Here is a 22,445-nt window from a genome sequence, read left to right on the forward strand (position 1 = left end):
GATTTGTCTCGCCGCGTCCGGCGTAGTTTGTTTCCCCGGTCCTGACGCCGGTGGCTTAACCAGATCATAAGGTTTCCCCCTGGGGATGCCGGTTTGGTTCTGCGGCGTTATCCGATTCGAGATTCTTAATCCGCTCTTGAATATCAATCGCGGTCTCTGCCGGCGGCATATGCGGCAGGGGATGAGCCGCAGTGGCCTCAACCATATCTGCCGGTAGCTCCCCTGGCATATGCGGCAAACTATCTGCCGCGCTAGCCGGGATTTCTTGCTGGCCGGCCTCACTGCCTTCCAGTTCTCGCACTTGCAGGGAAGAATCCTCTAAATCCTCCGATAAAATAATCTCTTCGGGATGGGTGGTTGCCCACTGGGAGCGAGCAGCAATCAAATCCTGGTTTTCGACTTGCTCAGGCAAATCCGCTATCTCCTCTCCCTGATGGCGAGGAAGCAACAGAGTAAAAGCAGAACCTTGTTGGGGGCAAGATAAAACCGTAAGCAACCCGGAGTGCAACGCCGCGTCCTCGGCAGAAATCGCCAGCCCCAGACCGGTACCACCGGTGGTTCGTTTCCGGGAAGGATCCGCGCGGTAAAAACGATCGAAAACATGTTGCGCAACCGCATCAGTCATTCCGGGACCGTGATCGCGTACCTGCAAAGCTACCGCGCTTTGCGAGCCGGCCACCGTAATCTGTACTGGTTTACCTTCCGCAAACTCTATGGCATTCACCAGTAGGTTTTGGGTAATCCGGGTAACGCGGGTTTCATCTACCTGGGCCACAGTGTCGCCAAAGGTGTCTAAAAGTACCTCAACCCCCAAACTTTCGGCCAACGCCCGATTAGATTCCAAAACCCCGGCTGCTAAAGAAGCCAGGTTAACCTCGGATAGAGAAAGTTTCGCTACTGACGCATCAATTCGGGAGATCTCAATGAGGTCCGCGAGCATCTTGTCAAAACGATCAACTTGGCGATGCAGAATCGTAGCTGAGCGGGCATTGGTTTCCGACAGCTGATCACGCTCATCATAAATCAAGTCAGCCGCCATCCGAATAGTGGCTAGCGGCGTACGCAACTCATGGGAAACATCTGATACAAACCGCTGCTGTAAAGTTGAAAGTTCTTCATAGTCACTTATTTGTTCGCGCAGGTAAGTAGCCATACCATTTAGCGCTTGGGATAGCTGTGCTAACTCATCACTGCCGCGTACCGGCAGGTGGATTTGCAGATTGCCGGCCGAGACTTTGCGCGCTGCCTTCGCCGCTCGCCGCGCAGGAGCCATAGTCGAATAAGAAACCGCCGCCATCAGTACCGTTAATACCGCTAAGAGCACCACGGTTCCGAAAATGAGCACCTGGTTTACCATATAAATGGTTTGCTGTTCATATGCCAAGGAATAAACCATATAAACTTCATAGCTACCCACCAGCGGAAGGAACACCCGTGAACCCACTACAATCCCGGGAGTTTTCTCTGCTTGCGAGTTTTTTAAAGATACAGATTGCCAATGAACTCCCCCTTTTTGCTCCACCGCTGTGCGTAACTGGGGGGTAATTAGGGAGCGCTGTTCGGGGTCAATAATCTCGTTGATAGCTAGGGGACGAGTCTCATTAGGATCCCGCAGCAGCATCGCCCCCACCCCACCGGCACCTGCCGAGGCATCTCGCTGATCAGACATCAAGGTATAGGCCGCATCTTGCAGTCCGCTAACCGAATCGGTCACCGTGGCGTCAAAGGCAGCCTGCAAGCTTTCGGTACGCATAGATGCATCTTGCAGCACAATATTTAAGCGTTTTTGAAAAATCCCATTCGAGACATGGGAAGTCACCGAAACGATCAATATCACCATCATCATCGCAGTTGCCAGCGCCATTAAAGCCGTTAACCGCGCGGAAATGGAAGAAAGAAAAAAGCGGATAACCGGCCAGTTAGAAACTTGGTTTCCCAAGAGGATAAAGGCCTCTCGCCATTTCTTTTCCCGCAGCAATCCCCAAAAACTGCTGGATGCTTCGATTTGCGCCGTTGTCTGCGCTGGGGGTTCGCTGGTCATCTACGCCTAGTTGCCTCCAGCGCGGTAGCCGACTCCCCGCACAGTACGTACAATCCGGGGATGCTCGGGATCTTCCTCAATCTTGGCACGGAGTCTTTGCACGTGCACATTAACCAAACGAGTATCCGTGTTGGCGTGGCGGTAGCCCCAAATTTCTTCTAACAATTCTTCTCGGCTAAAAGCTTTCCAAGGCGAACGACCCAAAGTTAGTAACAAATCAAACTCTAAAGGAGTGAGATCTATGCGTTCATTGCCGCGAAAAACTTCATGAGCAGCCACATTGATATGTAGATCCCCGAGATCTACGTCTTCTTCCTGCCCCTCGCTACTGCGTCCCCTTAGCCGCGCTTTAATCCTGGCCACCAGCTCTTTTGGTTTAAAAGGTTTGGGAATATAGTCATCCGCTCCCGCCTCTAGACCTGCGACTACATCAGCGGTATCTGATTTGGCGGTGAGCATGATAATCGGCAAGTCCGATACTGCGCGAATCTGCCGGCAGATTTCCACTCCGTCCTTGCCCGGCAACATCACATCCAGCAGCACTAGATCTGGTTGGCTTTCCTGGAAAATCTTAAAAGCTTCGTCACCGTGGTGACAGAACACTGATTTATATCCCTCGGTTGACATCACAATGCCCACCATTTCCGCGAGTGCCTCATCGTCGTCCACTACCAAAATTTTCACGGTCATGAGTCCTATTGTGCCATGCCGAAACTAGTTTTGGTTTTATTGCGGGCGCCCATCCACATTTATGGACCGGTATTATGAAATAGGCTTTTCGCTATTCGCTCGCCTGGTCCGGTAACCCTCCCGGTAATAAGCGTAAATGGCCCCGACGTCGCTCTTGAGCTTTTCGAGGCTGCACAGGTATCCCCTGTTTTGCGCCCGCATCATATTCGTGTCCCACGTGTCCGCTGCCTCCACTGGTCGCTTCCGGGCTAAGACGCCCATCCCAGTTTTTATTAACTTTCACCGTGGGAAGATGCCGCCGTTTGGAAGCCTCGCGCACCACGTTCGCCAGGGCCTCCAAATCGTCATCACTGGGCTCACCAGGAGTAAATTCGCTGGCTAAGCGAACTACTTGCCATCCCCGCGGGGCGGTTAAAGTGTTCGCGTGCTGAGCGCACAAATCATAGGCGTGCGGCTCTGCCTGGGTAGCTAGCGGGCCGAGGACGGCGGTGGAATCTTTATACACGTAGGTCAAGGTAGCGGCCGCCACCTGGTTGCAGCCATTTTTGGAACACGATCTAGTTACCCGCACAATTGCACGTTAGCGGCGCGGGAAATAAAACCCAAGTCTAACTCGCGGTAAGGTGCGTTCTCGTGAGGGGTTTGACACGAATCCAACGAGATCGCCATGGACGTGGCGAACGCGGAGTTACTTTCCTGCCGATGATTCCGGCTTGGAGGACGCGGCGAGAAAAATTTGATCAACTTGTGGTCGACTGGGCTACCTTAGCCGCCCGCAAACACCCAGAAGTGGGTCGCATCGAATTTGGGGTGGAAGATATTCCTCCTTCTGACCCGGCAGAATGGGAATCACCGCGCGCGGTATTGGGCCGCCTATTTCCTGCGGATAGGGGCGGAAAACTAGCTACCCGGATTGTGGTCTACCGCCTGCCAATCCAATGGCGTTGCCGCACCTCAGAAGAAATCAAACAGGCAGTAAAAGCCGTACTCGCCGAGCATTTAAGCAGCGAGATTAACTGCCTACCCGAAGAGGTTTTTCCCGACTTGCCCTAATTTTTACGTCTGCACCCCTACTTTTAGGCGAACGTCGCAAAAATGCTGCCCGTCCTCCAGCGTAATTATGGAAGCTGCACGAGCGCTAGGGGTTAACCTTTACCATAATCGCCGCTACTTCTTGGGCTGCTTTCCCGATTCCGGTAGTGCGGAAAGTTCCCGCGGGATCTCCCACTAACTGCCCGGTATAGCAGGCATTCTCACTTTGCCACTGCCAAATTCCCTTAGGTACTTTCACCAGGGTTAAGATTCCTGATTTAAGCGCCACCTCTTGAGTTTTTCCGGCGGAAGTCAAAGTGATTTTTTGAGGGGCACTACTTACAAACGCCAAGTTAGCAGCTTGCGCGCTAGTAAGCACCGCTCCGGAGGTACCCGAGGTTACTGAGGGATACACTGCCTGGGTTTTCTGATTAGTGAAGACTTCCTGAGCGAAAACCGCCGCCACCACCGGTTGATCAGATTTAAGTTTCACCGCCCCCAAGCCATCTTTAACTCCCCCGAGCGGAATATCGAAAACTGCCCCGCGAGCCACCTGCAACTTTTTGGACGTCGACACCGGAGTTTCGCCTTTTGCATCCAGTAAAGATACCTGCAAAGTTGCCACTGCAGCGCTGGGATTAAGTACTCGCAAACTGGCATTACCGGTAATTTTAGCTGCCGGGATTACGGTTTGCAGGGACGGTGGTGCCAGCGCCGAGGAATGCGCAGCGCCCTCCTTTTGGGCACCAGTGGCCAAAGTCGAGCTTACCCAAGAGTTCAGTCCGGCCCCCTCCGCCTCCACTAGTATCCCCAGACGGTTATACCCGGGTGCCTGTCCATCTAAAACTAAAGAAGCACTACTGCGTGCGGGAACTGTTTGCGTCACTTTGGCACCCAGCGGGCCCTGTTCGGTCCAGATCTGAATCCGCGCTGTTACTGGTGCTCCTGCCGGGTTCACCAGATGCAAAGTAGAAGTATTGCCAGTGGTAGTGCCGGGGGTGAGGAAATAGGCGCGATTAGTGGGGGCAGTGCAATGGTCCGCAAATAATCCATTCTCGCCCTCTTTCCCGCTGCCGCTAACGTATCCCACAACTGCAGCATTTTTCCCAGCCACCGGTTTAACCTGCAGTTTCAACCCAGATGCGGGTACTGCTTGAGCGGTATCCGTGCGAATTGCTTTCCCAGAGTAATCAGTAATCTCTGCCGGTCCTGACGGAGAAGTTCCCTGCACCCAGGCATTGGCGACACCAGGCAACCCCGGACAGACCACTCCTCGCACCCCTGCCGGTAGCGATACCTTACTTGCTTTGCTATTAGGGCTGGAGGGGGCAGGAAGCATGTTGGCAGCTAGCAGAGAGATCGCCAAGGTAGCCAAGAGGATAACTAGTGCTGAAACCAGCGAAATCCCGGATTTATAGGCGGGCTTCTTCATTTTCGCTCCCTCTTTTCCCCTAGCGAAACCCAGGCGACTGCTGAGCCTAGATAGACCAGCAGGAATCCCGCTATCGCCAGATAACGTCCGGGGGCAGCGAAATACACTTCAAGTTCCCCGGAAGCACCAGCTGGAATAGAAAAGGTTTGCATTCCCCCTGCGGATCTCGAGGGTAGCGTGCGCCCGTCTAACTGGGCTTTCCAAGCCGGGGAGGGTGATTCTGCCAGCAAAATTTGGCGTTCTCTTGCGGAGGAAGCAATGGTTTTTTCGGCTTGTAGCACCCCCGCGGGCATGGTCTCTTGGTGCTTACCAGTGGAGATTCGCACCCGCGCATCCGAGCGTGGCGGAGAAAATTTGGAAGTGTCTAAGCGCCACACGCTGTAATCATCGTTAGTGAACACCGGATGGTAATAACCGGAGGCAGCTAGTTTGGCATTCAGCCCCTCCGCGGCTGCCTGCTTAGTAACCAGCAGCTGTTCTACCGCTAAATCGGCACATAAAGTAGCCCCCTGGCGGTCATTTCCCGCTATTAGTGCCGCCAGCACCCGACTTTCGGGACCGCCGATCTGTTCAGGTGATTTGGCCCGAATTTCCCAGTTGGTGGCCAGTAGTCCCGGGCCGGAATCTCGGCGCATCGCCACCTGGTAGTCACGTTCCCCCCGGTCAATTAGCAGCATCCGGGTGCGCTTGTCTGAGGCCGACAATATCGAAAAAGCCACCGGGGCTCGGTCCGGCCCGGCCTGCAAGCCAGCGTTTACAGTCGGCACCGCCCAAGTAGCTAGGGTGGCCACTGGCAGTACTAGCGCTACCGAAACTAGACCTGCCAACAGGTAACGGCGAGGTTTAGAGGGTGAGAGCGCACTCCATCCCAACGCGGCAGCCCCTAGCAACCCCATCAGCAGTACCGAAAATGCCGGCATTAGCCAGGGTCTTTGTCCGGGCGCCACCATCTGCGTCGCAGAGCACCCCCCTACTAAGATGCCTAAAATGGTAAACAACCAGGCCACGCGAGTAGCTAGCAGCTCTCTTCCGGTAAATAAAGCCCCGGCAGCGGCCAAAGCAACGCCAGCCAAGGCTCCTATCCCCAAAAATAGGGGCGCGCCCGACAATACCTGCCCCATAACCTGCAGTTGAGAACCCATGGATAGCGGAGCAGAAGCCGAGGGCGTGAGAAACAGATAAGCCCGCAAACTGTGGGTTTGCAGCGCCCAAATAAAAGACGGCAATAACGTAACCAGGGCTGGCATCAGTATTGCTAGGCCGCCACCTAGCCTTAAATACCCGCGTCGCCACGCAAAATGCTTTTTTATCGCCACACTTAGGGCGCACCCTAATACCAAAGCTAGCGCCACTAGCCACAGCCACGGAGCCCCCGCGGTTACCACCACTAGGGACAGCGCCCCCAAACTTCCCGCTAAAGCGCGGGAATAGTTAGGTAGATACTCTTCGGTATCCATAACTCCCGCTAAACGGTAAGGACGGCGCAAATCGAAATAGGAAAGCACTCCCCAAACTGCCAGCGGGAGGAAAACGTGGCTCAGCGCAGCAGAAACATTTCCGGCCTGCACGGAAAGTAAGAAAGGGAGCGCCCCACCCCAGCTGAGTGCCATCAAGGCACGCAAGGGATTGACTCGGGTAAATGCCGCCGAAGCCAGCCAGGCGCTCATCGCTGCCCCCAGGGGAGACAGAATCAGTAGCCAACGCAAAACCGTGGTGGGGGGTATCCCAAAAATAGCGAAAGGCGCAGTGATAACTAGCAAGGGATAGGCGACCGGGTCAGGAGGGCCACTTACCCCGGTAGAAAAGGTACGCCAAGAATTGGTAGCCAAAATCCAAAAGTCATGCCAGTTTCCAGGCAATACGGTCCAGAAGCCGCCGTGCATCCCCCCTAGGAAAGCTCGCATTCCCAAAATACTTATGACCAGAAACAACAGGGCGAGCGAGCAAGCAATTGTTCGGGCATGCCAAGTGATGTTTTCCAACTGGGATTTAGCTACCGCTCCCAGTTTGAGGACCGCCTGCCCCCGTTCGCGGTTCACCCGTCGAATCAGGCGACGATTTTCTCGCAATTGACTGGTAGGAACTTCCAGGCGCGCAAGCTCGCGCCGAGAAATCTGGGATTGACGCCGCTGAATCCGCCGCGCCGAAAAAATCTTCCCTAATGATCCCCAAACCTGCTTAGCCGCATTGATCTCTACCGTCGCCCGCGGGCCCTGAGAGTTCATCACCCAGTACAGGGCTAGCAGCAGTGATTTAAGCGGAAGAAACAACACCCATAGTGGCAGGAGCAACGAGTTTATAGTTAGGGCGCGGTAGAGATAACTGTCGGTGCGCCGCGCGGCCCAGGATTTTTCCTGGTTCCGGGATACCGTAGCAGCCACCAGAGTAATCGGAACCGGATCATAAACATAAACCGGTTGGTGGGGAGTGGGGGCATCCAGGTCTTCCGGCTGGCTCTCTCCGTCGGTTTCCTCCTGTTCATCAGCCTCAGCTACCTCTTTTTTCTTCTTTGGGGAGGTATCCGCCGGAGATAGGGAGTCTGCGGTATCACTGGGGCCTACAGACGGTAAAGATGACCCCTCTGTCGGCTGGTTTTCTTCTGAATTCGCAGTCTGATCCCCTTGCTCATCCGTCTGTGCGGTGATCTCAGGGGACTTCTCCGCGTCCTCCTCCGCGTTAGTTTCGGTATCTTTTTCGGCATCAGCATTGGCTAAGTTTTGATCCTGAAGATATTCTCGCAACCCGAAGAGGCCGGCTTGAGCGTGGTATATCCGTGCCGCCGGAACCAGACAAACTCGGTAGCCCGCCATGCGCGCACGGCGTCCTAGTTCCAAATCTTCAGTGAATGGTCCCAGTAGGGGGCTAGTTCCCCGCAGACGGTCCCAAAGTTGGGCTTTTATCAAAAGTCCTGCAGTATCCACGGCCAGTACATCGCTAATCCCGTCATATTGTCCCTGATCAACTTCGCCCGGATCGAAGGGGGTGAGGCGCTGGCCGCCGCGCGTGGCGTGGATACCTACCGAGGCGAGAGTCTCCGGTTTATCCCAATCCAGGGCTTTAGGGCCGGCAATCCCCAAAGTGGTGGAGTTTTCAAAAGCCTGGACAAGTTCTCCCAGGCAAGAGGAGTCGGGGGCAGAGTCATCGTGAAGCAGCCACAGGTAATCCACCGCTTCCAGATTGTCGGCGCGGGCAGCGCTGACTGCTTGCCCCAGATTGTCGGCTTTTACCCGACAGTAGTGTAAGGGAGCATAGGGACGCAGGTGGGCGGGAGTGAGCTTGCTAGCGGGATCAGTATCGACTACCACCAGAGAAGTTACCGGATAGCGAGAGGTACGCAGTGCTTTTAAAGTTTGCTGCAGGTAGGGGGTGCGTCCTCGAGTAGCTACGAACACCTGGACACTGGGGTACCGGTAGCCGGCGGTAGCATCAGAGGCGATGGCCACTGCGCTACCCTACGTTGCGCCGCAGTCTGCGCCGTTCCCGCTCTGACAAGCCGCCCCAGATTCCGAAGCGTTCGTCATTTTCTAAGGCATAACTGAGGCATTCATCGCGAACTTCACAGAGCTCACAAACCGCTTTCGCTTCCCGAGTGGAACCGCCTTTTTCAGGAAAAAACGCTTCGGGGTCGGTTTGGGCACACAGTGCTTGTTCTTGCCAGGAGAGGGGGCCTTGGTCATCCTGCCCAATTTGCCAGGACTGCGGATACGGCGAGATGGGGCCCTCGCCAAATATGTTCCACATATTCTTCTCCTCGCAAAAATAGGTTTCTCTAAGAGTATAAACTACATGCGTGTCATTCGGGGAAGTCAGCTAAAAAAATGGTATGTATTTTTTATGGTTTCTACCCCTATTAGAGGGCACCAAAGCCTGTCTACCTGCGGTTTAGTTCAATAATTTTGACGATATGTTCCAGAGAAGAAATTTTCTGGATTTCACCACAATTTGGCTCTAGGACTACCGCGGCGCCCTGATAACGCCAAATCTGCCCGATAACTAAGGCTAAAGCTTGCGGATTCGAATCCGCGGTTAGTTTGATTAGGATTCGGCGTCCCGGACAGTTTAGTTCACACCAGCGAGGAAAATCAGCTATTGCTTTTCCGTCTGCGCTCACCTTGAAATCGACGTCCGCCAGCGCCAGGCTTTCACCAGATAAGGGATAAAGCAGTTGGTCAGCTTGGGAGAGTACTTCCCGGTTGCCATCAAGGAATCCCTCGGGTAAGGCACCGGGGTAGCGCCAGGCAAGCGGCGAGGGGCTAACCAGGTAGGTTTCGATTCCGCCGTCTCGGAAACAGGCACCGATTTCCGGGTTGGTAACTGCGCAGGCAACTACCTCCGGATTAGCGGCTAGTTCCTGGTTGGCAGCCGCCGAATCTGTCAGGCTTTTTACGGTCAATCCCAATCCCCAGCCCGCAATTCGCCAGAGCAGATCTCGCCACGAAAGCCCTAACCCCAAAGCTAATACCCCGCCGGGCTCTGCGGCTAAGTCACCGGCCAAAAGATTTTGGGTTTTGATTACCCAGTTACTGACTACCTGCCCCGATAGTTCTATGCGCTGCTCACCGTACCAGGTAAGACGGGGGGCAGGAATCCCGGCGAGGGCGCTCCCCCAGTGGTTATCCCAGGAATACTTCGCTTCCATTAGGGCACTCCCGCCTGCGCTAGTTTTCCGTTTCCGCGGCAGCGCACTGCACTCTCGGAAGCAGAGATAAAAATGGCTTCACCGGTGCGGATAGTTTCTATGGATCCCCCAATCCCCACTTCCAAATCCCCGGAGATTCCCAATAGAATCCGCGGTCCGCGCCCGGGAATCGGAATCCATTCCCCGCCGGTAATCTCGGATACGGAAAGTTCGAAATCGTCAACCGGCGCATAGTAGATCCCGGTGCCACGCCCGTTCATCTCCGGGGCAATCCGCACCGGGGGTGCCCCGTGGAAATCCATACACCGTAGTGCTTCGCCGGCATCGATATGCTTCGGAGTTAGTCCGGCACGCAACACGTTATCGGAGGAAGACATCACTTCAATCCCGAGACCGGAAACATAGGCATGAACCGCCCCCGTAGGGATAAATAGCGCCTCTCCCTCGCGTAAAGTTACCGGGTTGAGCAGCAATGATAGTACCGCGCCAGGATCGGATGGATAGGTGCGCGCGAGGGCTACGGCTTGGCGGTCTACCCGCAGCGAGGGCGAAGTGCCGCGATCAAGGCGATCTTGGCAGGCGGTGATGACTGCCTCTATTTGGGTCTGGCGTTCCTCGTCCAGGGGTGCTAAAAGTTTACGCGCTACTGCCCGCAAGCCTCGATATCCGGGGTGAGCGCGCAAAATTGCCAACATTTCCCGCGCTAAAGGAGCATTTAGATTCTCTAATACCTCGATAGCCCGCCGGGGCGCGCGAAAACCCGCGAAAGCCTCAAACGGCGTAAGCGCAAAAATCATCTCCGGTTTATGGTTGCGATCTCGATAGTTTCGCCGGGGACTATTCTGGGGAATACCGGATTCTTCTTCCGCTTGAAAACCAGCCTCTGCCAGTTCCTTACCCGGGTGTACCTGCAAAGATAGTGGCTGTTCGGGGGCAATCAGTTTCAATAGAAACGGTAGTTGCCCGTCAAAGCGTGCTGAAACGTCCTTGCCTAAAACCCCGTCTGGATCGCTGGATATGATTTCCGAGAGCGGGCGGTCTCCCGCTAAGGTTTGTGCCCCGTTATGGGCACCAAACCAAAGCTCGGCCACCCGCCGGCCCCCGAAATCAATCCCGGTAAAGTCACTGATAGCACTGATAGAACCCCAAGCGTAATCTTTAACCGCCCCAGAAAGCCTCAGCACTTTACGAACCTTCCCTGCGTTAAACCAGCCTGGCCCCGTCCACCAGGGACTGCAGTTTCGCCCAGGCGATTGAGGAATGCAAACGCCCGCCCAGGCCGCAGTCAGTGGAGGCGATTACCCGCTCGGGGCCAACTGCTGCTACGAAGCGCGACAACCTATCGGCTACCAACTGGGGATGCTCCACGATATTGGTGGAATGGCAAACCACCCCGGGAATTAGCACTTTGTCCGCCGGCAATTGATATTCATGCCAGATGCGCCATTCGTGGGCATGACGCGGAGAAGAAGCTTCGAAAGTGTAGCCCCCCGCATCTACTCGCAGCACGTCCTCGACAATATCGGCGAAAGGAATATCGGTGGTATGCGGGCCATGCCACGATCCCCAACACACGTGGAAACGAGTAAGCTCCGTGGGAATATCTTTTAATGCCCAGTTCAAAGCCTCGATACGCACCCCGATGAATTTTTTGTAGTCCTCTAAGGAAGGCTCCGGATTAATCTGATCCCAGGATTCCGCGATGGAAGGATCATCAATCTGCACCGTGAGCCCCGCATCGGTGATGATCTTGTATTCTTGGCGCATCGCATCCGCGCATGCCCAAACCACTTCCTCATCAGTGCGGTAATAACGGTTATCTACCCGCGCACAAGATCCAGGCGAAAGGGCGGCAATAAAACCGGAAGAGGCATCTAAACCATTGGCTTGCAGTCCTTTGAGCAGTAGATTCACATCTCGCCTGGCAGCGTCCGCCCCAATATAGCTAAGCGGGCCCGTAATCACCGGGTTGCCGACTGAGTTGCGGTTACCAAGCACTCCCGAATCCGGATCCTCATAGGCTTCGCGGAACAGGTTGCGATCACGCCGGTCAGTGAAGGTGGTGAGGCGGATTTTGCCCGGTTCAGAGCGAATAACCTCGGTTTTGGCCCAGCGATCCTCATCAGTTTGAGTAAGACCCCCCAGGCGAGAGAAAGAATAATTCCACCAGGCGCCATAGTCGACTGCCCCCGAGGTTATATGGCCGTACTCGCCTTCGTTGACGATATCGATCCCGATTTCGCGTTGCTTGGCCACCACTTCCGCGGCGGCACGTTCTATCACTTCTTCGAACTGCTGGGGGCTGATTTTTCCGGCGGACAGCAGGTTATTGGCTTCTAGCAGCTCCGGAGTTCGCGGTAAGGAACCCACATGAGTAGTTTTTACGGGCATTGTTATTCCCTTCCTAATTACTAAAATAAAACTTTTGGAGGGCGCGGACGGATTTGCGACGCGCCCGGGTTCTTTAAATCCGCTTTACCAGCGGGAACGTGATGGTTTCCCGGATTCCCAGACCGGTGATCGCCATTAGTAGGCGGTCAAGCCCCATTCCCATACCGCCGGCTGGCGGCATTCCCGCTTCGATGGCCTGCAAGAACTCTTCATCAACTTGCATGGCTTCGGGGTCGCCGTTGGCGGCGTCTAGGGATTGCGCTTCGAAACGTTCGCGCTGAATCACCGGGTCGTTCAGTTCCGAGTAACCGGTGGCCAGCTCGAATCCGCGTACATACAGATCCCACTTTTGTACCTGTCCGGGTTTTTCGGGATGGGATTTCACCAGTGGAGAGGTGTCCTCGGGGAAGTCTGCTACGAAAGTGGGGGCATAGAGGTCATCTCCCACTTCCGCTTCCCACAGCAGTTCCACCAGTTTGCCGGGAGAATAGAATTTTTCGACTTCAATCTCGCGCGCCTGCGCCAGTTTCACCAGTTCGTCTCGCGGGGTGCGCGGGGTGATTTCCTGGTTCAAAGCCGCGGATAGCGACCCATAAAGGTCAATCCATTCCCATTCTCCCCCCAGGTCATAGGATTCCCCGTTCGGCAAGGTAGCAACGGTAGAGCCCAGGGCGGCCTGCGCTGCGTTTTGTACCAGGTGGCGGGTGAGTTCCGCAATCTGGCGATAATTCCCGTAGGCCTGGTAAGCCTCGAGCATGGTGAACTCGGGGGAATGGGAGGAGTCTGCGCCCTCATTACGGAAATTGCGGTTGATTTCAAAAACCCGGTCAATCCCGCCTACCAAGCAACGCTTCAAGAACAGTTCCGGAGCGATCCGCAGGTAAAGGTCAGTGTCATAGGCGTTCATGTGGGTAACGAAGGGACGCGCGGCCGCCCCGCCGTGCAGGGTTTGCAACATGGGGGTTTCGACTTCAATGAAGTCTTCCCCGGCCAGGGTAGCGCGCAGAGACGCCACCACTTGCGCGCGGGTCCGCACCATTTCGCGAGCAGCTGCCCGGGTAATCATGTCAACTTCCCGGTGGCGTACCCGCTGGTCTTCAGAGAGGGAAACTTCCTGCCCATCCTCGGTTTTAAAAGTTTTTGGCAGCGGCCGCAAAGATTTTGAGGTGAGTTGCCAGGCGGGTTGACCATCCGCGCCCGGCTGCGCCATTACTGACAGTTCCCCCCGTTTGGAGGCGATCACCCTCCCGTAGACAAAAAGGTGATCTCCCAGGTCAACATCGGCTTTGTAGTCACTCAAGGATTCTTTGCCCACCTGGGCGGCAGAAAGCATAGCTTGCAGGCGAGTACCATCGCCTTGCTGCAAGGTTACGAAACAGAGCTTGCCGGTATTGCGGGAAAACACTACCCGCCCGGCGACCCCCACGAAATCTTCGGTCTCTTCCCCGGCGGCTAGGTTTGGGTATTTTTCCCGCACCTGGCTAAGGGTATGGGTGATGGGAACCGCGATGGGATAAGGGTTGCGACCATCATCAATCAGGCGCTGACGTTTCTCAGCGCGGATACGAATCTGTTCAGGCGCACTTTGATTATTAGCTTCACTCACGCCCTCCATGTTATCTGTGAGGAGTGAAACCGTTCAATCTTGACAGATTGACCTGGCTTAGGGGCGGGAAAGCACCACTAACTGGTTATCGCTCAGACGCACCTCGCCCAACTTAACCGCGGCGATGAGGCAGGCGGTACTAGGGCCATTTGCCTGCCAAGGCTCAAAGGAAATCGGATCCACCAAATCCAGGTACTCAATTTCGGTATCACTATCGCCAAGTGCTTCCCGGGTTGCCGCCATTACTGCCGCTCCCGATCCGGTGGCCGCCGCCTGGCGTACCCCCGCAAAGAGGGCTTTTGCAAAAGCGGCAGCATCCTCACGCCGGGTAGCAGAAAGTGCCAACGTAGTTTGGGAAACCGTAAGCCCGTCTAAATCTCGGAAGGTGGGAATCGCCTCTACCGTAACTGGAATATCCAAATCCCGCACCACCAGACGAACTGCCGCTAATAACTGGGCATCACACTGTCCGATAAACACCTTGTGCGGACGAACGATGCCCAGCATTTTCACCAATTGGGTTAGCCGATCCAGCAACTGCTGAGGGTGGTGAGCACCTTCGTATCGACGAATAATCTGCCCCGGGTCAAGCACAGTGTGCGCCGCCCCGAAGGGATAGAAAGCCTCCGTTGAGGGCGCGAAAATAATATCTACCCCGCTGTGCGCCGCTAGCTGCATATCGGCGGAGCTAATCATATCGGAGGTAGTCTCAAATGCCGGCCCTACCGGATCTGTATAAACCGATGCCACCAGGGTATCTACCCGCCCGCTGGCCTCAGTGAAAGCAGCCTGGTGTCCGGGATGCCAATTGCCACGAGTAACGATCAACCCCACGGTTCCGGCATTTTTCTCTGCCCGCGCCAGAGTCTGGCGATCATGTATTACCAGCGGTTCTTTCGGATTATTCACGCTATTTTCCCTCAATTTATCTTTTCTTGTTGGCTTGATTCTACCCGCCAGCGGCCGGGATTAACACCCGAACCTTTTAAGCCCCCACCCACCCCGCTTCCAGAATCCATTCAGCTACCATCCAGATTTTCTGGTAATAATTACCGTATGACTACTAAAAACGCTGCCCGCCTGCTGGTAGTAGACGATGAGCCCAATATCCGTGACCTCCTCGCTTCTTCTTTGCGCTATACCGGATTCGAGGTTTTTACTGCCGCCAATGGCTCTGAAGCTATCAAACAGGCCGAATCTACCAACCCGGATCTGATTGTGCTGGACGTAATGTTGCCGGATGTTGATGGATTTACCGTGACTCGCCGCCTCCGCGAAAATGGTTTCACCACCCCCATCCTCTTTTTAACTGCAAAAGACGATATGAGCGATAAAGTCCAGGGCCTAACGGTCGGCGGGGATGATTACGTAACCAAACCCTTCGGGCTAGAAGAAGTAGTCGCCCGCATCCACGCAATCTTGCGACGCACCCGCGGAATCGACGGGGAAGAAGCGGTAATACGGGTGGCCGACATTGCTTTGGACGAAGACGCGCATGAGGTACGCCGCGCAGGGCAAGTCATAGACCTCTCCCCTACCGAATTCAAGCTACTACGCTACCTGATGATTAACGAAGGGCGGGTAGTTTCTAAAGCCCAAATCCTTGACCACGTGTGGGAATACGACTGGAACGGCGAGGCCGCCATCGTGGAATCCTATATTTCCTATCTGCGGCGCAAACTAGATGTGCCCGGATCTTGCGGGGATATTATTACCACCCGCCGCGGAATCGGCTACATGATTCGCAGCGGAAAGCACTAATGTCCTTGCCGAAAGCCGGTAAAGCAGCAGAGGGCGCTGCCGAAAACCGGGTACCTAAATACAGCAAACAACACCGGAGCTATTGGCAACGAATCCCGCTAACCTGGCGTTTAGTGTTGATTATTATGGCGCTATTGGCCGGAGGACTGGGCGGAACCGGAACTGCGATGCTGGGGATTTTACATTCCCACTTGGCGGCACAAATCGATTCCAATCTGAAAGCTACCGCCTCCCGGATAAAAACTAATGATTTGGTAGATCTGCTGGATAAAGGTACTTTTCAAGGCAACCAGCCCACTAACTATTTCGTGAGAGTCAACTACGGCGGGCAGGTTGCGGAAGCCACCTCCTCTATTGCGGCTTCGGATATGGGGCGTCCGGATCCTAAGGCCCTAGAGCTCGCAGAAAAATCACGAGAGCTCTCCTGGGAAAAGCCCTTCACGATTGCAGGCGAGTCTTCCTCGGCTTGGCGTGCAATTATGCTGCCGATTCGCAGCGGTGAGGACGCTAAAATCACCGGAACTTTGACGGTGGCACTGCCGCTGCAAACCGTTACCCAAACAGTTACTGCTACCGGCATTAACGTATTGGGAACTTCCATCATCATTATTTTGATAGGTGGGGTTTTAGCCTACGTTTTGGTGCAAGTCTCCCTACGTCCTCTGCGGCAAATGGAGGAGGTCGCCGGAAAGATTTCCTCTGGTGACCTGCATGAACGTATTGATTTATCCCAAGTGCGCGCCGGGGAGGTTCTGTCGCTGGCGTCGGCGCTAAACTTTATGCTTTCTCGAATTGAGGAAACTATTGTTACCCAGCAGCGCAGCGAGCAAAAAGTGCGCCAATTTGTTTCTGACGCGTCCCACGAGTTGCGCACCCCTCTGGCTGCTATCCGCGGCTACGGAGAGCTTTATAAAATGGGCGGAGTACCCCCGGAGCGGGTTGATGAAGTGATGGGACGGATCGAATCAGAGGCCACCCGGATGGGGATACTGGTGGAAGATCTGCTGAAACTGGCTCGTCTGGATGAGGGTCGAAAGATAAAGATGGGGACAGTCGATCTTTATCGGATTGCTGCTGCCGGAGCTCTAGATCTGACTGCCCTTTCGCCCGAGCGGGAGATCAGCCTGTTACATTTGGACGGCTCCCCCCTGGAGTTAGATAGGGGGGAAAGCGCGCTAGTGCTAGCCGATCGCGACCAACTAACGCAGGTAATGACCAATCTGATTGGCAATGTGGAACGCTATACTTCTGCGCAAATCCCGGTAGAGATTTTGGCCGGGATTAGCGGTGGGGAGGCGATTTTAGAGGTGCGCGATCACGGCGAGGGAGTACCCGCGGAGGAGCTGGATAAGATTTTTGGACGATTCTATCGCCGGGACGGCTCCCGGTCGCGAGAAACCGGCGGCACCGGCCTCGGCCTCTCAATTGTGGCAGCTATCGCCGCTGTTCATGGCGGAACCGCCCAGGCGATAGCTACTGCCGGCGGGGGACTTACGATAAGGATCTCGTTCCCGGCGCTTGACCCCCCGGAAATTCATAAGAATAAGGGGAAGAAAGCAGGGAAAAATAATAAGAAAGGGACCGCTAAGAAAACCTCCCGGAACACCGAGCACGAGGCCCCGAAAACTATCGAAAAATAGTCGCGACGGTGGACGTTGTTTGCACTGCATTTTCTCTACAGCGGTTTTAGCCGTAGGATAACCACTGCAACATTCAATCGTCGGGGGTACAAAGGCTATGCCAGGTGCACCATCTTGGCTGCAGACGGGATTCGTCAAAGCTATGCGGGAACTGGGGATCACCAACGACAACCTCTTGCGCAAAGAAGCCGGTAAACTGCTGGAAATGTGGCAGTCTGCCGGACGTGAATTTCACACCAAAAGCCATTTGATCCGCCTACTGACCTGCCTGGACCATTTTACAAACACTTCGCAACAACCCGCAGTCTTAACCATTGCCGCCTGGTATCACGGGGTAATCACCCAGTCGCAGACACGCGCAAAAAATACTACTAACTACGAAAACTATCCCGCCTCTGCCGATTTTGCGCTCAGACGCCTATTAGAGATGGGGGTGCAAAAAGAGTTGGCGATTCGGGTCGGGGAACTAATCTTGATGCTGGAGGGACGCCAACCACCGGAGGGCGATCTGGATGCCTGCGTTTTCGTTGATGCCTCCATGTCTTATTTGAGTGCTTCTCCTCAGGATTACCGCAGTTACTGCCAGTTGATGCAAGCCGAAATGAATACTATGGAACCGCTCCGTTACGCGCGGCTACGCAGATCGCTAATCTCGAAGCTACTGGCGCGAGACACGATTTTCCACTCCCCCTTGGGCAGCGGTAATGAGAATGCCGCGCGCCAAAATTTAGAGGGCGAGTACGCGAAGCTATCGGCGTTGATCCCCGGAGACGCTTCGGGCAGTCAACGTCTGGGACTGCGTGCTCGCAGTAAGGAAAAGATACGCGGTGCAGACACTTCCGAAACCGTGGTTATCAAAGGAACACCCGCGCGCGCGACTGCGCGACGCTCCATTTTTCCTGGGGGATTGAAATCGAGTTCTCCGAAAAATTTACCAACGAAAATCTCTGCCACCGAGAGGAAAAATATCGAGGAGCGCACCGCCCGGCTACGAGCCGAGGCCGTCAGCAGTGATAGCGAGAACGGGCTATCCTCTATGGAGAATGTGGCTGACCAATTTTCTACTTTGACGATGCGGAAAGTCGCTGGCAAAAATGGTGACTACTTCCGGGCAGAGCCCCTTCCGGAAGAAGAGTTGGAAGAGGACGCAAAGCCAGTTTCCACCGAGGAAGATGAAGTGGAAGAAACTATGTATTCTTCCGCCGACGACGAAGATTCACTTACGGAATTTTAAGGCTTCTTTCCTGAGGATCGTGCCGCTGAGGTTTAGAATTCCGCTTTCCCCAAAGGCAGATCAAGCTGCGATTTCCTGAAATTATTATCGCGTACCTATTACTGGAGTTTCTCCGATTCTAAATTGGGGACGTTGCAATCAACCATTTACTTTAAGGAGAAACCAATATGGCGCAATTCAATGTAGATTCCGGACAGGTATCGGCGGCCGGTGCCAGTGCGGCCGCAATCGCTGGGCAGCTGCGCACTGACGCAGCTGCCATGATGGCACAGGTGCAGTCCCTGCAAGGTTCCTGGACCGGGGCTGCCGCCAGTTCCTTCGCCGATTGTGCAACCCGTTGGCGCGCTGCCCAGGCCCAGATGGAAGCCGCCTTGGATTCCATCGCGCAGGCACTCCAAGCTGCCTCTGCCAGTTATGAAGAAGCTGAAAGCGGAGCCGCCGCCATGTTTGCCGGCTAGCTTTTTGCCGACCCTTGCTAGCAGATCGTGCCAACGTCATCTTTTGCTGCCGCTTAGCTATTGTCTGCTCGCCGGTCCTAGCTGGCGGTGTCACTTGCGTCCCTACGTGAGTTACCCAGAAAGCTAAACAAAGTGGGGGGTGAACCTTGCGGTTCACCCCCCACTTCTTGCTATCGGTTTTTCTGGTAGTTACCCACCAGGCAGTCGCAGCGCGGTCTAGTACATTCCGCCCATTCCGCCCATTCCGCCAGCTGCGGCAGCGTCATCAGCACCAGCCGCTGCCGGAGGCTCCGGCTTATCAGCCACTACTGCTTCGGTGGTCAAGAACATACCCGCAATCGAGGCCGCGTTCTGCAGGGCAGAACGAGTGACCTTGACCGGATCAGCAATATTGCTCTTGAGTAGGTCCTCGTACTCTCCATTGGCGGCATTCAGCCCCTGACCGGCAGGCAGGTGTGCTACCCGTTCGGCCACTACCGAGCCTTCCAGACCAGCATTTTCGGCGATCTGGCGCATCGGGGAGGACAGCGCCACCCGCACGATGGAAGCGCCGGTCTCCTCGTCACCCGCGAGCTGTAAGCTGTCCAAAGCCTTCAAGCCGGACTGCAGCAGAGCGACCCCGCCCCCGGCTACAATGCCTTCTTCAACGGCGGCTTTAGCGTTTCGAACCGCGTCTTCAATCCGGTGCTTGCGTTCCTTCATTTCCACTTCAGTGGCAGCACCAGACTTGATAACCGCGACTCCGCCAGCCAGCTTGGCTAGACGCTCCTGCAGCTTCTCACGATCGTAATCAGATTCGGTGTTTTCAATTTCTTGGCGAATCTGCTTGACCCGAGCCTCGATATCTTCGGAAGCTCCCGCGCCCTCTACAATAGTGGTCTCATCCTTGGTAACCACAACTTTGCGGGCAGTGCCCAGCATATCCAGTTCCGCGTTTTCCAGGGTGAGCCCCACGGTCTCGGAGATTACCTGGCCGCCGGTTAGAATCGCCATATCCTGCAGCATTGCCTTGCGGCGGTCACCAAATCCCGGAGCCTTTACAGCTACAGTCTTGAAGGTGCCGCGAATCTTGTTAAGAACCAGGGTAGTCAGCGCTTCCCCGTCTACGTCCTCCGCAATAATCAGCAGCGGCTTGCCGGTGGCCATTACCTTTTCCAGCAGCGGCAGCAGATCCTTAATCTGGGAAACTTTCGATTCCACCAGCAGGATGTAGGGATCTTCTAGCACAGCTTCCTGACGATCCGGGTCGGTTACGAAGTAACCGGAGATGTAGCCCTTATCGAAACGCATACCCTCGGTTACTTCCAGGTGAGTACCAAAGGAGTTGGAATCCTCAACGGTAATGACCCCTTCGTTGCCTACCTTTTCCATGGCGTCCGCAATCAAGGCCCCAATTTCAGGGTCATTGGCGGAGATAGAAGCGGTAGCCGCGATCTCGTCACGGGTCTCAACTTCCTTGGCATCGGCGTGCAGCTGATCTACAACTGCCTGAACCGACTTGTCAATGCCGCGCTTCAGAGCAATCGGATTAGCCCCGGCAACTACGTTACGCAGTCCCTCGCGCACCAGTGCCTGAGCCAATACCGTAGCGGTAGTAGTACCATCACCGGCCACGTCGTCGGTCTTCTTGGCGACCTCTTTGACCAGTTCAGCACCGATCTTTTCGTAAGGATCTTCCAGTTCGATTTCTTTAGCTACAGAAACGCCATCTTTGGTGATGGTGGGGGCGCCCCACTTCTTTTCCAAAACTACGTTACGACCACGCGGTCCTAGCGTTACTTTCACCGTGTCAGCCAGGGTGTTTAGACCCCGCTCCATTCCCCGACGAGCTTCCTCATCAAAAGCAATAATCTTGCTCATATGCTTGTATTCCCTCCATCGCGACGCGCTCGCGCCGCGCGGTTAGATCTTTGACCCAGCCTTGATGCCCGCGACGGACGAGAGCGTCGCGCCGATCCTGTCTCGGAACGTCGCTCCCTCATCAAAAGCTCAGTTTTTATCACTCTCTAGGTTCGAGTGCTAACTACGATTTTGGCACTCTCCTACTCCAAGTGCAAACTATTACCTGTCAGCAGGTGCGAAATATCCTGATAGAGAAATCAGTCTTACGGAACCAGCACCGGTTACTCCCGGCGAAAACCGGGGGTTAGCTAGTCGATCAGATAAATGGCAATGTCGGTATCTCCGATTTGATACCGGCCCCCTTCGGCATTTTCTACCCGGGAAATCCCGGCAACCTTAGCGGCTTCCTCAGCGGCGGCCTTATTTTCTTCCCCATGATAAAGCACTATAGATCCGCTTAAACCCCGAGCTCGAGAGTTGGTGGCCACCGGATTACTAAAGCCTGCAGACTGTAAATCATCAGCTACCTGCTTCGCCCATCCCGAACGTTTAGATGCATTGAGTACCCGTACCCGGACATTGTCTTTTTCGATGGCCGAGGCGCTCGGCTGGGAACTCTCGGTATTATCTGGGGAGGTAGAGTCTTCCGGTTTAGCAATCTTCGTCGGCTCGGTGCTAGGGATAGTTACACTTGCACTGGTACTGGGAGTGGCAACCGGCTTAACCTCGTCAATCTTGCCGGTAGTTTTCATGAGCGCTACCCCAGCCCAGGCCAAAGCCGGCCCTAAAACCAGCACAATCAAGATGGGAAGCACGGTTTGCCACCGCCTAATAGGACGGCGATGAGCACCCGAGGGACCTTCTTCCCCCATCGCGTCGAATTCATCTGGCGGAAACTCTTGTTTGCTCACATGCCCACATTAACCGCATCTGCAGAGCTGTCGCATACCTGCCACGCCGAAAACCCCTATTTGCCCATCGTGGTTTATCGGCTCCCACAGGGTAAAGTAACAGCATGAGTACCAACCTGGAAAAAATCATGGACCCTTCCTGGGTGCCAGCCATGGAACCGGTAGCTGGCAAAATCAGCGGAATGGGCAAAATGCTACGAGATGAAGGAAATAACTATTTTCCTGCGGGCAAAGACATTTTTCGGGCTTTTACGTACCCGTTTGATCAGGTAAAAGTGTTGATCGTGGGGCAAGACCCCTACCCCACCCCCGGAAATGCGATGGGGTTGTCGTTTTCGGTAAAACCGGGAGTAGCTATCCCTAAGTCGCTACAAAATATTTTCAAGGAACTTCACGACGATTTAGGTTGTTCTATCCCCAGCAGTGGAGATTTGCGTCCCTGGGCGCAGCAGGGAGTAATGCTGCTAAATCGGGTGCTTACTGTCACTCCTAATGAAGCGGGCTCTCACCGCGGTCGTGGTTGGGAAGAGGTAACCGACTGCGCAATTTCTGCCTTGGTACAGCGAGATCGGCCCCTAGTCGCTATTCTGTGGGGCAAGCAGGCGCAATCTTTGCGCCCCGCCTTGGGGAAAACTCCTTGTATAGAGTCGGCTCACCCCTCACCTTTGTCTGCCTCGCGTGGGTTCTTCGGTTCCCGACCATTCTCACGTACCAACTCTTGGTTGCAACAGTTAGGGGCCAGCCCAATAAACTGGCAACTTCCCTGAA

Annotated in this window: 19 protein-coding genes; 6 read left to right on the forward strand and 13 right to left on the reverse strand. The window is 54.9% G+C overall.

The window, feature by feature from the left end; all coding sequences use genetic code 11:
* Positions 1–64: 64 nt before the first annotated feature.
* From mtrB to AC1EKS_RS03335, 3 genes are all read right to left on the reverse strand, one after another.
* Positions 65–2,041 carry an MtrAB system histidine kinase MtrB gene (mtrB, locus tag AC1EKS_RS03325; RefSeq protein WP_481008825.1) on the reverse strand — a complete coding sequence of 659 codons (1,977 nt, stop codon included), beginning with the start codon at positions 2,039–2,041 and terminating at the stop codon, positions 65–67.
* 6 nt (positions 2,042–2,047) lie between these two features.
* Positions 2,048–2,731 carry an MtrAB system response regulator MtrA gene (gene mtrA, locus AC1EKS_RS03330; RefSeq protein ID WP_481008826.1) on the reverse strand — a complete coding sequence of 228 codons (684 nt, stop codon included), beginning with the start codon at positions 2,729–2,731 and terminating at the stop codon, positions 2,048–2,050.
* Positions 2,732–2,822: 91 nt separating this feature from the next.
* Entirely contained in the window at positions 2,823–3,302 is a 480-nt protein-coding gene (locus AC1EKS_RS03335) for a DUF3499 domain-containing protein (RefSeq protein WP_481008827.1), read from the reverse strand.
* 71 nt (positions 3,303–3,373) lie between these two features.
* Between AC1EKS_RS03335 and AC1EKS_RS03340 the strand changes: the two genes are divergently transcribed.
* On the forward strand, positions 3,374–3,784 hold the full coding sequence (locus AC1EKS_RS03340; protein WP_481008828.1) for a metallopeptidase family protein: 411 nt from the start codon (positions 3,374–3,376) through the stop codon (positions 3,782–3,784).
* An 85-nt stretch (positions 3,785–3,869) separates the two neighbouring features.
* Here AC1EKS_RS03340 and AC1EKS_RS03345 read toward each other — a convergent pair whose 3' ends face one another.
* The 8 genes from AC1EKS_RS03345 to AC1EKS_RS03380 all read right to left on the reverse strand — a co-directional run bounded on the left by AC1EKS_RS03345 (position 3,870) and on the right by AC1EKS_RS03380 (position 14,740).
* Positions 3,870–5,195 carry a DUF5719 family protein gene (locus tag AC1EKS_RS03345; RefSeq protein WP_481008829.1) on the reverse strand — a complete coding sequence of 442 codons (1,326 nt, stop codon included), beginning with the start codon at positions 5,193–5,195 and terminating at the stop codon, positions 3,870–3,872.
* On the reverse strand, positions 5,192–8,638 hold the full coding sequence (locus AC1EKS_RS03350; protein ID WP_481008830.1) for a glycosyltransferase: 3,447 nt from the start codon (positions 8,636–8,638) through the stop codon (positions 5,192–5,194). Before AC1EKS_RS03350 ends, AC1EKS_RS03345 begins: the two co-directional genes overlap by 4 nt.
* Positions 8,639–8,642: 4 nt before the next feature.
* Positions 8,643–8,936, reverse strand: coding sequence for a WhiB family transcriptional regulator (locus tag AC1EKS_RS03355; RefSeq protein WP_481008831.1), 294 nt, complete (start codon positions 8,934–8,936; stop codon positions 8,643–8,645).
* Positions 8,937–9,066: 130 nt separating this feature from the next.
* Positions 9,067–9,834 (reverse strand): TIGR03089 family protein, encoded by a 768-nt coding sequence (locus AC1EKS_RS03360; RefSeq protein WP_481008832.1) that lies wholly within the window; start codon positions 9,832–9,834, stop codon positions 9,067–9,069.
* Positions 9,834–11,018, reverse strand: a complete 1,185-nt coding sequence (gene manA / locus AC1EKS_RS03365) for a mannose-6-phosphate isomerase, class I (RefSeq protein WP_481008833.1) — start codon at positions 11,016–11,018, stop codon at positions 9,834–9,836. The genes AC1EKS_RS03360 and manA overlap by 1 nt, the downstream gene beginning before the upstream one ends.
* 19 nt (positions 11,019–11,037) lie before the next feature.
* The gene (locus AC1EKS_RS03370) at positions 11,038–12,225 is read right to left on the reverse strand and encodes a cobalamin-independent methionine synthase II family protein (protein WP_481008834.1); all 1,188 of its coding nucleotides are present in this window, start codon (positions 12,223–12,225) and stop codon (positions 11,038–11,040) included.
* Positions 12,226–12,298: 73 nt separating this feature from the next.
* Positions 12,299–13,840, reverse strand: coding sequence for a lysine--tRNA ligase (gene lysS, locus AC1EKS_RS03375; RefSeq protein ID WP_481008835.1), 1,542 nt, complete (start codon positions 13,838–13,840; stop codon positions 12,299–12,301).
* Positions 13,841–13,888: 48 nt separating this feature from the next.
* Positions 13,889–14,740: a pantoate--beta-alanine ligase gene (locus AC1EKS_RS03380; RefSeq protein WP_481008836.1), complete on the reverse strand. Its 852-nt coding sequence runs from the start codon at positions 14,738–14,740 to the stop codon at positions 13,889–13,891.
* Positions 14,741–14,887: 147 nt separating this feature from the next.
* Here AC1EKS_RS03380 and AC1EKS_RS03385 point away from each other — a divergent pair, with 147 nt between their 5' ends.
* From AC1EKS_RS03385 to AC1EKS_RS03400, 4 genes are all read left to right on the forward strand, one after another.
* Positions 14,888–15,592, forward strand: a complete 705-nt coding sequence (locus AC1EKS_RS03385) for a response regulator transcription factor (protein ID WP_481008837.1) — start codon at positions 14,888–14,890, stop codon at positions 15,590–15,592.
* A complete protein-coding gene (locus tag AC1EKS_RS03390) occupies positions 15,592–17,232 on the forward strand; it encodes a sensor histidine kinase (protein WP_481008838.1) in 1,641 nt (546 codons plus the stop codon). The genes AC1EKS_RS03385 and AC1EKS_RS03390 overlap by 1 nt, the downstream gene beginning before the upstream one ends.
* Before the next feature lie 97 nt (positions 17,233–17,329).
* Complete coding sequence (locus AC1EKS_RS03395) at positions 17,330–18,466, forward strand: HD domain-containing protein (protein WP_481008839.1); 1,137 nt, start codon at positions 17,330–17,332, stop codon at positions 18,464–18,466.
* A 167-nt stretch (positions 18,467–18,633) separates the two neighbouring features.
* Positions 18,634–18,924 (forward strand): WXG100 family type VII secretion target, encoded by a 291-nt coding sequence (locus AC1EKS_RS03400; RefSeq protein WP_481008840.1) that lies wholly within the window; start codon positions 18,634–18,636, stop codon positions 18,922–18,924.
* A gap of 216 nt (positions 18,925–19,140) precedes the next feature.
* On the opposite strand, the gene groL is transcribed toward AC1EKS_RS03400, so the two are convergent.
* Together groL and AC1EKS_RS03410 are read right to left on the reverse strand one after the other, a co-directional pair.
* Positions 19,141–20,784: a chaperonin GroEL gene (gene groL, locus AC1EKS_RS03405; RefSeq protein ID WP_481008841.1), complete on the reverse strand. Its 1,644-nt coding sequence runs from the start codon at positions 20,782–20,784 to the stop codon at positions 19,141–19,143.
* Between the two features lie 290 nt (positions 20,785–21,074).
* Positions 21,075–21,677 carry a LytR C-terminal domain-containing protein gene (locus AC1EKS_RS03410; RefSeq protein ID WP_481008842.1) on the reverse strand — a complete coding sequence of 201 codons (603 nt, stop codon included), beginning with the start codon at positions 21,675–21,677 and terminating at the stop codon, positions 21,075–21,077.
* 104 nt (positions 21,678–21,781) lie between these two features.
* Between AC1EKS_RS03410 and AC1EKS_RS03415 the strand changes: the two genes are divergently transcribed.
* Positions 21,782–22,444 carry a uracil-DNA glycosylase gene (locus AC1EKS_RS03415; RefSeq protein WP_481008843.1) on the forward strand — a complete coding sequence of 221 codons (663 nt, stop codon included), beginning with the start codon at positions 21,782–21,784 and terminating at the stop codon, positions 22,442–22,444.
* The last annotated feature ends 1 nt before the right edge of the window (position 22,445 follow it).

It is taken from the genome of Varibaculum sp. C0165D1 (assembly GCF_056590355.1).